We start from the raw sequence: 9628 nt of genomic DNA, 5'->3' as shown, positions 1-9628 counted from the left end.
TACGAGTCACAGCCGGAATGGGTGAAATTCGGGCTGTCCGATCTGCGACATCGAGGCTTGGTTCTTGCCCTCGGCGGTGGCCGGGGCGATAGTCTCACTTGTGCGAAATGCGGCGGCGCCGATTCCGATGAGCCTGGTGTGCAGATGCCCTTGACCGAGGACGAAGAGCGGGACTTCTCGCTCGAACTGGAACGGTTGAGGCAGGAGCATCGCGACCTCGACACGGCGATCGAGGCGCTCGCCAACCTCGTTGTGGCCGATCGCCTGCAGCTGCAGCGGCTGAAGAAGCGCAAGCTCGCGCTGCGCGACCGCATTTCCTATCTCGAGGATCTGATGACCCCCGACATCATCGCCTGACGGCGCGCCGCTCCAGCTTGCGCGCATACATGGCGGCGTCGGCCTGGGCGATCACAGCATCCACGCTCTCGCCCTTCTGCGCGATCGCGATGCCGCAGGACGCACCGATCGACAGGTGTTCGCCGCTGGCCTCCACCGATGCCGCGGCGATCGCCGCTTCCAGCGCCCAAGCCTTTGCGGATGCATGGGTTTTGTCGATGTTCCAGAGGATGACGGCGAACTCGTCGCCGCCAAGCCGCGCGACGCGGTCGGAGGCACGGACTTCCGAGATCAGGGTGGCTGAGACCATGCGCAGCACGGCATCGCCGGCTGCATGGCCGTGGATGTCATTGACCGGCTTGAAATTGTCGAGGTCGATCATGGCCAGGCCGATCGTGCCGCCATAGCGCTCGACATGCTTCAGAGCGCGGGTCAATTCGCGCTCGAAGCCGCGGCGATTCAGCACGTCGCAGAGGGCATCGGTTTCGGCGCGCGCTTCCATCTCGCGCATGATCAGCCGGGAATCCTCGAGCTCGCGGCTCAGCCGTTCGATCTCGCTGACGAGTTGGCGCTGCATGGCGTCCTGGTTCAACGCCGCACTGCTCGCCGCACGGGCGCGGCGCGAGCGGGCGGCGGCCGGTGCGAAGGGAAGGATTTCCGCGGATTTGGTCATTGCGGGGGACAGCTCCTGACCCGATAGCCTTCACTGGTTATGGTTAAGTCCAGGTAAACGAAAGTTCGCTCCGCCCGGCCTTGCCGCAAGGGGGGCGGCTGCGTATTGTCCGCCGCTTCTTTCGCGCCGCCGCTCTCACGTCGAGCGGCCTTGAGGGGGCGTCGCATGCCGGATCGTGCAGCGGGCGGAACCGTACCGGTCGCCATCATCATGGGGTCCCAGTCCGACTGGGCCACCATGCGCCATGCAGCGGAGACGCTGGAGGCGCTGGGAATTGGCCACGAGGCGTTGATCGTCTCGGCCCATCGCACCCCCGACCGCCTCTGGGACTTCGCCAAATCGGCCAAGGCGCGCGGCTTCAAGATCATCATCGCGGGTGCCGGCGGCGCTGCCCACCTGCCGGGCATGACCGCCGCGCTGACACCGCTGCCTGTGTTCGGCGTGCCGGTGGAGAGCAAGGCGCTGTCCGGCGTCGACAGCCTGCATTCCATTGTCCAGATGCCCGGCGGCATTCCGGTCGGTACGCTGGCCATCGGCAAGCCCGGCGCGATCAATGCCGGCCTGCTGGCCGCCGCCGTCCTGGCGCTGACCGACGAGGCGCTGGCCACCCGTCTCGACGCCTACCGTGCCAAGCAGACCGCGGCGATCGCCGAGCGTCCCAGCGATGTCTGAGCGTTCGGCGGGTCCTCAGCCGATCGTCGGCATTCTCGGTGGCGGCCAATTGGGCCGCATGCTGGCCATGGCGGGGGCGCGGCTTGGCCTGCGCTGCCAGGTCCTCGCGCCGGAGCCGGAAAGCCCGGCCTTCGACGTGGTGCGCCGGGTGACCCAGGCGGACTATTCCGACGAAGTGGCGCTGGCGCGCTTCGCCGAGGATGTCGACATCGTCACCTATGAATTCGAGAACGTGCCCGACAAGGCGGCGCGCTTCCTGTCGAGCCGGCTGATCGTCAGGCCGGGTCCGCGGGCGCTGGCCGTGTCGCAGGACCGGGTGATCGAGAAGACCTTCGCCCGGGATTGCGGGCTTTCCGTGCCGGATTTCGCGCCCGTCGACGATCTGGACGGGCTGGAGCGCGCGCTGGCGCGGCTCGGCCGCCCGGCCGTGCTGAAGACCCGCCGCTTCGGCTATGACGGCAAGGGCCAGGCGGTGATCCGCGAGGGCGACGATGCCGCCTCGGCCTTCTCATCCATCGGCCGCCAGCCGGCGATCCTCGAGGCCTTCGTGCCCTTCGTGCGCGAAATCTCGGTCATCGTGGTGCGCGGCGCCGATGGCGAGATCCGCCATTACGATCCAGTCGAGAACGTCCATTCCGGCGGCATCCTGCGCACATCCACCGTGCCGGCCCGGATCACGCCCGAGCTTGCCGCCGAAGCCGCCCGCATGGGCGAGACGCTGGCCGAGAAGCTCGACTATGTCGGCGTTCTTGCGGTGGAGCTGTTCGTCACCGCCGATGGCCGGCTGATGGTCAACGAGATGGCGCCGCGCGTGCACAATTCCGGCCATTGGACGGAAGCCGCCTGCCATTGCTCGCAGTTCGAGAACCACATGCGCGCGGTCGCCGGCCTGCCGCTCGGCTCGACGAAGCGCCATTCGGACGCCGTCATGCAGAACCTGATCGGCGCGGACGTGGAAGCCTGGAGCGACATCGCGGCGGAAGAGGGCGCGGTGCTGCATCTCTACGGCAAGCGCGACCAGCGCGAGGGCCGCAAGATGGGCCATGTGACGCGGCTGTTGCCGCTCAGCCCAGGCTGACCAGAACGCCGACGCCGATGACGATCAGCACGATACCGGCGGCGTCGCGCGGGCTCGTCGCCTGCTTGATGATGGCGCCCGAGACGAGGCCTGCGAACAGAACCTCGATGAGCGCCAGCGTGCGCACCTTGGCGACCGTTTCCAGCGCGAAGGCGAGGAACCAGAACTGCGAGGCGAAGGCCCCCAGGAACCCCGCGCCGATGGACGGTCGCCAGGCGCGGAAGATCGCCATCAGCCCGGCGCGGTCGGTGACCAGGAGATAGGTGGTCAGGATCAGCGTCTGGATGCCGAGGCCCCAGGCGAGCGTGGTGGTGGCCGCCGTGATGAAGCTCTCGGCCTCGAGCGAGCGGATCGCGCCGCGAAAACCCACCGCGGCCAGCCCGAACAGGGCTGCCGAGGCAATGCCGAGGATCGCCGGCCTGACCGCCATTTCGGCGCCCGGCTTCCACGACATCAGCACGATGCCGGCGGTGGCGATGATGATCGCCACCCAGGCGGTGGCGGCAAGATGGTCGCCCAGCACGAAGACGCCGACGAGCGCCACCAGCACCGGCTCGGTCTTCATATAGGCGGTGGTGACGACGAAGGAGCGCTCCTTCATCGCCGCCAGCATCAGGGCGGTTGCGCCGATCTGGGCGATGGCGCCGAAGGTAGTCCAGAGGAGAAAGCTGCCGTGGATCTTCGGCGCCGCGCCGGGCACCGCCGCATTGACGATGCCGAGGAAGATCAGCGCGAAGGGAAAGCCGTAGAGGAAGCGCACATGGGTGGCGCCGATCGTGCCGAGCGTGGCGATCAGGTTGCGCTGCATGGCGTTGCGGGCGGTCTGGGCGGCGGCCGCGACCACGGTGAAGATGGCCCACAGGCCTGGCAGAGCGAACATGGCGTTTCCTTGCGAGCCTCAAGCTTTCGCAGGGCGTGGCGGACGCGGTCAAGGTCGAGGGCGTGCAGGGCAGTGCTGCCAGCCGCAAAGCCCTCTTCATCCCGCAGTGCGAGAGCAGACCAGCCCTCGCAAGCCACACCTTTCTCGCCGGAACATTTGTCTCTATTGGCGAAGAACCATGGAATTTCTTGCCAGCCTCGGGGCACCCCCGCCCGTTCCGCTTCTCGTCGCAGCCCTGATGGCCGGCGTGGTGCGCGGCTATACGGGCTTCGGCTCGGCCATGATCTTCATGCCGGTGGCCGGCGCCTATCTCGGGCCGACCACCGCCATCGGCATCATGTGGCTGGTCGATTTCGCGCTTCAGCTCGGCATGGTGCGCTCGTCCTGGCGCTATGCCCGCTGGGGCGAGATCGGACCGCTGTTCATCGGCTATGTCGTCGGCCTGCCGATCGGCATGTACATCCTCGTTACCGCCGATCCGACGCCGATCCGCTGGGTGACCTCGCTGTCGATCGCGACCGTGCTCACCCTGCTCCTGTCGATCAAGCGGATCGAGGCCTCGCCCAACCTGCCCGTGACGATCGCCACCGGACTGACCTCGGGCCTGATATCGGGGGTCGCAAGCCTCGGCGGCATGATCCTGTCGCTGTTCTGGCTCGCCGGTCCCTCGCGCAACGAGGCGGTGCGCGGCTCAACGGTCGCCTTCTTCATCCCGGCATCGGTGATTTCCGGGACACTGATCTGGGCGAACGGCCTGTTTACCGCCGAGGTCTTCCGCCTCTCCGCCTTCACCGTCGGCCCCTATGCGATCGGCATCGGGCTGGGCTCGATGCTGTTCGGCCGGGCCGATCCCCGGCTCTTCCGGCCCTTCGCCTTCGGCGTGATCGCGACGGCGGCCGTCACGAGCCTGCCCTTGTTCGACAGGCTCCTGCGCTAGACGCGAAGAGGCCGGACGGTTGCCCGCCCGGCCTCTCGCAGGTTCGTTCAGAGGTCAGCGCTGTCCCTGGGCACTGACGCAGGCGTTCAGCTCGTCCCAGAGCGCGCGGAAGCCGGCCATCGGCACCGACGACATGCCATCGGGCGCTTCGACGAACATCTCGCGCAAGGGGCGCTCGACCATGGTGCGGGCGACCGGCGGCGGGACGGTGAAGCCGAGGCGTCCCTCGGCATTGACCGATCCGGGCACGCTCTCGCGGTCGCTGCCGGCGCGCAGCGTCACGCTGGCGCGGGTGCCGGGAGGCGCCATGGCGGCGTCGGCGGGCACCGACATGGTCATGTCGAGCTGGGCGTTGAGGCCGACGCGGATCTCGCCGCTATTGCTCATGCCAACCGCGCGGCAGGCGCTGAAGCCCGACTGGGTGCGGGAGGAATCGATCGTCCAGGAGCCAGACCGGCCCCATGGCGAGCGCATGAGCCCGGCCGGCCCCTGCGCTGGCATGGCGCCGCCAGGCGCGCCCATACCCGGAGCGCCCATGCCCGACCTCGGCATGCCCGGCGCGCCCATAGCCGGCGAAGGCATCGACGGCGCCGGCATGGCGGAGGGCCCACGCGCGATGGCGTTGGCCGGCGTGATGAAGAAGTTGATCTGCGCGGTCCGCAGCCGGCGGCTGTTGCACGGCTCGGCATAGATCGGCTCGCGGCGGTTGCGCTGCGGGCCCACGTAGAGGCAGAAGCCGTCGCGCTCTTCGCGGTTGTCCTCGGTCAGGGCGACGATGCGCTTCGAGCCGCGGTTGTAGGTGTAGAACTGGCCGAGGCCATTGGGAGCGCAATCCCGCGCGATGGCATCGAAAGGCGCGTCGCCCGCACCGGTCGTGTCGCCCATGCAGAGACTGGGACGATTGGCCGGCCGGATGCGCTTCGCGCGCTCGTCGAAGACGAACAATGCGGCCGGGCTGTCGCAGCGGCCGATGACCAGCTTGTCATAACCGCCGTCGCGGTCGCGCTCGGAGACGATGCAGCCGTGCTGCGGTTCCGGATTCTCGAAGACGGCAAAGACCACGGCATTGCCGGGTGCCGATTGTGCGAGCGCTGCGCCCGTCAATGCCAGAACGGCGATTGTCGCCGATGCAACCGTCTTCAACATAGAAACCCCTCCACCCGGCCCACCATGTTTCCCGTGGGCGCTCAGGTCCTGTTAACTATTCCAGCACCGCGATGAACGGCGCATGAAACAAAAGACGGGATATCGCGTTACTGGCGGCGAGTCAGCCGGATGATTGCGTAACCGTGGCACTGGAAAGGCAATCTATAGTCGGCAAAGCTCGCGCGTTGCACGCGGAAGGTGCTTTCCGGCGGACCGGGCGTTCGACGGTGTGACGGCAACACTTGGGGAAAGTCCGAATGCCCTCGTGCGGCACGCGCAGGCCGACTGCCCCGCGCGCGCTGGCGCAGCGACGGGTCCAGTGATCGGCCGTCCGCAGTCCTGAATTGTCAGCCTGGATCAGGCGCTCATCTTGGCGACGAGGGCGTCCGACAGCTCGAAATTGGAGAAGACATTCTGCACGTCGTCATTGTCGTGGAGATTGTCCATCAGGCGCATGAGCTTCTCGCCGGTCTCGTCGTCGACCGCGATGGCGTTCTGCGGCTTCCATGTCAGCGCCGACTTGCGCGGCTCGCCGAACTTGGCTTCGAGCGCCTTGGAGACCTCCGCCAGCGCTTCCACCGACATGGTCACCTCGTGGCCGCTCTCGGACGACTGGACATCATCGGCGCCGGCCTCGATGGCCGCATCCAGCATGGCATCGGCCGAGGCCTTTCCGGCATCGAATTCCACCACGCCGACGCGGTCGAACATGAAGGCGACCGAGCCGGTTTCGCCGAGATTGCCGCCGGACTTGGTGAAATAGGAGCGGACTTCGGAGGCGGTGCGGTTGCGGTTGTCGGTCAGCGCCTCGACGATGACGGCAACGCCGCCCGGACCATAGCCCTCGTAGCGGATCTCTTCGTAGTTTTCGGCATCACCACCGGCCGCCTTCTTGATGGCGCGCTCGATCGTGTCCTTGGTCATGTTCTCGGCGCGGGCGGCGAGAATGGCGGCACGCAGGCGCGGATTGAAGGCCGGATCCGGCTGGCCCATCTTGGCCGCGACGGTGATTTCCCGCGACAGCTTGCCAAACAGCTTCGAGCGGACCGCATCCTGGCGGCCCTTGCGATGCATGATGTTCTTGAACTGTGAATGTCCGGCCATGTCCGCCCCTCGTCGCGCCTCTTGGCGTTCAACAGCCGCCTTGGCAGCGCTTGGGATCAAGCGCCGCGCGAGACCGGCTTGCAAGTCGGCGGTCTTATAGGCGGGGGCTCGCCTGAAATAAAGGGAGGCCGTTCAGCGGCGTCCGAAGGCGGCCGCCAGGCGGTCCATCTGGCCGGCGAGGGGGCTTGCCTGCTCGAGCGGGGCTTCCAGCGAGCCGAACAGCAGGCGGTCCATGTGAACCACGCGCTCCTGCAGCCGCATCGCCTTGGCGACCAGATCCTGCAGCGACTGCGGCAGTTCGACGAGCGTTGCGCTGGGCGTCGGTGCGCCGACCGACGACAGCCGGACCTTCGACTTTTCCTGGGCGGCCTGTTCCTGGGTCAGCTCGCCCTCGTTGACGGCGCGCTGCAGGAGGAGCCAGGAGGCCAGCTGCATCAGGCGGGTGGTCAGACGCATGCTCTCGGTGGCATAGGCCAGCGCCGCGCCGCGCTCCAGCCCCTTGCTCTCCTCGCGGCCTGCGCCGTCGAGATAGGCCGCGGTCTCTTCCACCAGTCCCATGCCATCGCGGAACAGCTCCTTGAAGGCCGGCGATGCCGCAAGCCTAGCACCGAAGGCGAAGGTGGGGGCGGCGGCGGACAGCACGGGTTCGTTCGACATGACGCGGAAACTCCTGAGGATCAAATCACTGCCGACGTTGGCCCTCGCTGTAAAGACAATGCTTAAGCGAAGGTAAACGCAGGGCCTGGCCTTGAACCAGCAAGCCGGGTGCCAAGCCGTTTCCGTGCCGTTCTGGCACAGTTGGGCTGTCCGGACGGGGTCGACGAGGGAAATCGAAGGGTCAGCCGTCATAAGCGACATCGCGCCGGGACGGGACCTGCAAATCGGGACACCCCCTGTGGAAACCCCTTGAGGGTTAATGATCGGTGAATGCCCGGTGCCGGGGAGGGACAGGCGGGGCGTCGCCTCCTGGGTGCCTCCCATCGCCTCGGAGCGACCCTTGTCCCCAAGAAAAAAGGGCCGCCCGAAGGCGGCCCTGAAGTCGATTTAACAGGGAGGCGTCAAACAAGTGGACAGGACCCACTCGCGTCCGGCAAAGCCGAACGTATCCAGTGATAATCTGGAAAGGTTAACTCTGCGTTAACCACGGCTGGCGCAGCGCGATGACGTGATTCTAACGTTACGGCAGGTGAGGGGCACATGGAGTTGCAGTGAGCAGCGGCCGGTGTGTTGGAAAGTGGTTCACACTTCTGCACCGGGGTTCCGAAAGCGCACTCAATACCCTCCCCCCACGAAGTGGCGGGGAGGGTTAGGGTGGGGGGCTTCCCCGGAAACAGCGCACTCTTCCCCCCACCCCCATGCCCTTCCCCGCCGCAAGCGGGGGGAGGGGAGCTGGAGCGCGCCCAGCAAGGACGATTTCGGCCCTGTTGGCGGGCCTGCTACACTGGAACGCCCCTTCAGAACTTGAACACGCTGTCGGCCGCGTTCTTGCTCGCCGATTTCGACTGCACCGCCGCCTCGAGCCGGACGATCTCGTCCTTCAGCACCTCGACCCGCTCCTTCAACTCGTGGATCGACAGCGCCGCCAGATCCTGGCCGATCACATGGGCGGGCGGTTTCGGGCGCGGCCGCAGGTCCTCATCCATGGCGCATCACTCCTCTGGCGCATCCGGCGGACTGGCGCCGCCTCCGCGCCGAGGTTACACCGAAGCCCCCGACGCCCGAAACCCGGACCATTGCCATGACCGCGCTTCCCCCCACCATGACCGCCATCGCCATTCCGGTTCCCGGCGGCCCCGAGGCGCTTGTTCCCGAGACGCGGCCCATGCCCCAGCCGGGCAAAGGCGAGATCCTGGTGAGGATCGCCGCGGCCGGGGTCAACCGGCCCGACGTTCTGCAGCGCGCCGGCGGCTATCCGCCGCCGAAGGGCGCGTCCGACATTCCGGGCCTCGAATTTTCCGGCGAAGTGGTGGCGCTCGGCGCTGGCGCATCGCGCTTCGCCATTGGCGACAAGGTCTGCGCGCTGGTGGCCGGCGGCGGCTATGCCGAATATGCCGTGGTCGACGAGACCAATGCGCTGCCCGTGCCGAAGGGCCTCTCCATGGCGGAGGCCGCCGGCGTGCCGGAGACCTTCTTCACGGTGTGGTCCAATGTGTTCGACCGCGGCGGCCTGAAGGCCGGCGAGACCATCCTGATCCATGGCGGCACATCGGGCATCGGCGTCACCGCCATCCAGCTTGCCAAGGCCTTCGGCGCGACCGTGCTGACCACCGCCGGTTCGGATGAGAAATGCGCGGCGGCCAAGGCGCTGGGCGCCGATATCGCGATCAACTACCGTACGACCGACTATGTGCAGGCGGTGGCGGATGCGACGGGCAAGAAGGGCGTCGACCTCATCCTCGACATGGTCGGCGGCGACTATGTCCAGAAGAACCTCGCCTGCGTGGCCGCCGATGGCCGCATCGTCCAGATCGCCTTCCTGCATGGTTCGGAGGTGAAGGTGGACCTGCGCTGGCTCATGCTGAAGCGCATCACCTTCACCGGCTCGACCCTGCGCATCCGCGATCTCGCCTTCAAGGCGGCGCTGGCCGAGGCTCTCAAGGCCAAGGTCTGGCCGCTGCTGGAGGCTGGCCAGGTCAAGGTGGTGATGGATTCGACCTATCCGCTGGCCGAGGCCTCCAAGGCCCATGCGCGGATGGAGACCAATGCGCATATCGGCAAGATCGTGCTGACGGTGTGAGGGGATAGGGAAGAGGTCCTTCGAGGCTCGCTCACGCTCGCACCTCAGGATGAGGAACGGATAGG

Annotated in this window: 11 protein-coding genes; 5 read left to right on the top strand and 6 right to left on the bottom strand. The window is 67.1% G+C overall.

Annotated features, from left to right (window positions below; genetic code table 11):
* Window positions 1-144 precede the first annotated feature (144 nt).
* Entirely contained in the window at window positions 145-357 is a 213-nt protein-coding gene (locus tag E8L99_RS23290) for a YdcH family protein (protein ID WP_137101799.1), read from the top strand.
* Here the strand turns inward: E8L99_RS23290 and E8L99_RS23285 are convergent.
* Window positions 347-1009, bottom strand: a complete 663-nt coding sequence (locus E8L99_RS23285) for a GGDEF domain-containing protein (RefSeq protein WP_137101798.1) — start codon at window positions 1007-1009, stop codon at window positions 347-349. The two genes, E8L99_RS23290 and E8L99_RS23285, sit on opposite strands and share 11 nt — an antisense overlap.
* 165 nt (window positions 1010-1174) lie before the next feature.
* Between E8L99_RS23285 and purE the strand changes: the two genes are divergently transcribed.
* Window positions 1175-1681, top strand: a complete 507-nt coding sequence (purE, locus tag E8L99_RS23280) for a 5-(carboxyamino)imidazole ribonucleotide mutase (protein WP_137101797.1) — start codon at window positions 1175-1177, stop codon at window positions 1679-1681.
* Window positions 1674-2759, top strand: coding sequence for a 5-(carboxyamino)imidazole ribonucleotide synthase (locus E8L99_RS23275; protein WP_137101796.1), 1086 nt, complete (start codon window positions 1674-1676; stop codon window positions 2757-2759). The genes purE and E8L99_RS23275 overlap by 8 nt, the downstream gene beginning before the upstream one ends.
* Here E8L99_RS23275 and E8L99_RS23270 read toward each other — a convergent pair.
* Window positions 2746-3639: a DMT family transporter gene (locus E8L99_RS23270; protein WP_137101795.1), complete on the bottom strand. Its 894-nt coding sequence runs from the start codon at window positions 3637-3639 to the stop codon at window positions 2746-2748. The two genes, E8L99_RS23275 and E8L99_RS23270, sit on opposite strands and share 14 nt — an antisense overlap.
* Window positions 3640-3817: 178 nt before the next feature.
* Between E8L99_RS23270 and E8L99_RS23265 the strand changes: the two genes are divergently transcribed.
* Window positions 3818-4576 carry a sulfite exporter TauE/SafE family protein gene (locus tag E8L99_RS23265; RefSeq protein ID WP_168201813.1) on the top strand — a complete coding sequence of 253 codons (759 nt, stop codon included), beginning with the start codon at window positions 3818-3820 and terminating at the stop codon, window positions 4574-4576.
* 54 nt (window positions 4577-4630) lie between these two features.
* On the opposite strand, the gene E8L99_RS23260 is transcribed toward E8L99_RS23265, so the two are convergent.
* From E8L99_RS23260 to E8L99_RS23245, 4 genes are all read right to left on the bottom strand, one after another.
* Entirely contained in the window at window positions 4631-5722 is a 1092-nt protein-coding gene (locus E8L99_RS23260; RefSeq protein ID WP_137101793.1) for an RICIN domain-containing protein, read from the bottom strand.
* Window positions 5723-6079: 357 nt separating this feature from the next.
* Window positions 6080-6826, bottom strand: a complete 747-nt coding sequence (locus E8L99_RS23255; RefSeq protein ID WP_137101792.1) for a YebC/PmpR family DNA-binding transcriptional regulator — start codon at window positions 6824-6826, stop codon at window positions 6080-6082.
* Window positions 6827-6958: 132 nt separating this feature from the next.
* Window positions 6959-7483: a protease adaptor protein RcdA gene (rcdA, locus tag E8L99_RS23250; RefSeq protein WP_137101791.1), complete on the bottom strand. Its 525-nt coding sequence runs from the start codon at window positions 7481-7483 to the stop codon at window positions 6959-6961.
* A 797-nt stretch (window positions 7484-8280) separates the two neighbouring features.
* Window positions 8281-8469 (bottom strand): DUF1192 domain-containing protein, encoded by a 189-nt coding sequence (locus tag E8L99_RS23245; protein ID WP_137101790.1) that lies wholly within the window; start codon window positions 8467-8469, stop codon window positions 8281-8283.
* A gap of 95 nt (window positions 8470-8564) precedes the next feature.
* Here E8L99_RS23245 and E8L99_RS23240 point away from each other — a divergent pair, with 95 nt between their 5' ends.
* On the top strand, window positions 8565-9563 hold the full coding sequence (locus E8L99_RS23240) for an NAD(P)H-quinone oxidoreductase (RefSeq protein WP_137101789.1): 999 nt from the start codon (window positions 8565-8567) through the stop codon (window positions 9561-9563).
* Window positions 9564-9628 lie beyond the last annotated feature (65 nt).

Origin of the sequence: Phreatobacter aquaticus (assembly GCF_005160265.1) — a bacterium.
In the GTDB taxonomy this organism is placed as follows: Bacteria; Pseudomonadota; Alphaproteobacteria; order Rhizobiales; family Phreatobacteraceae; genus Phreatobacter; species Phreatobacter aquaticus.
The sequence above is the reverse complement of the archived record's forward strand: the minus strand, read 5'-3'. Positions and strand labels throughout refer to the sequence as shown.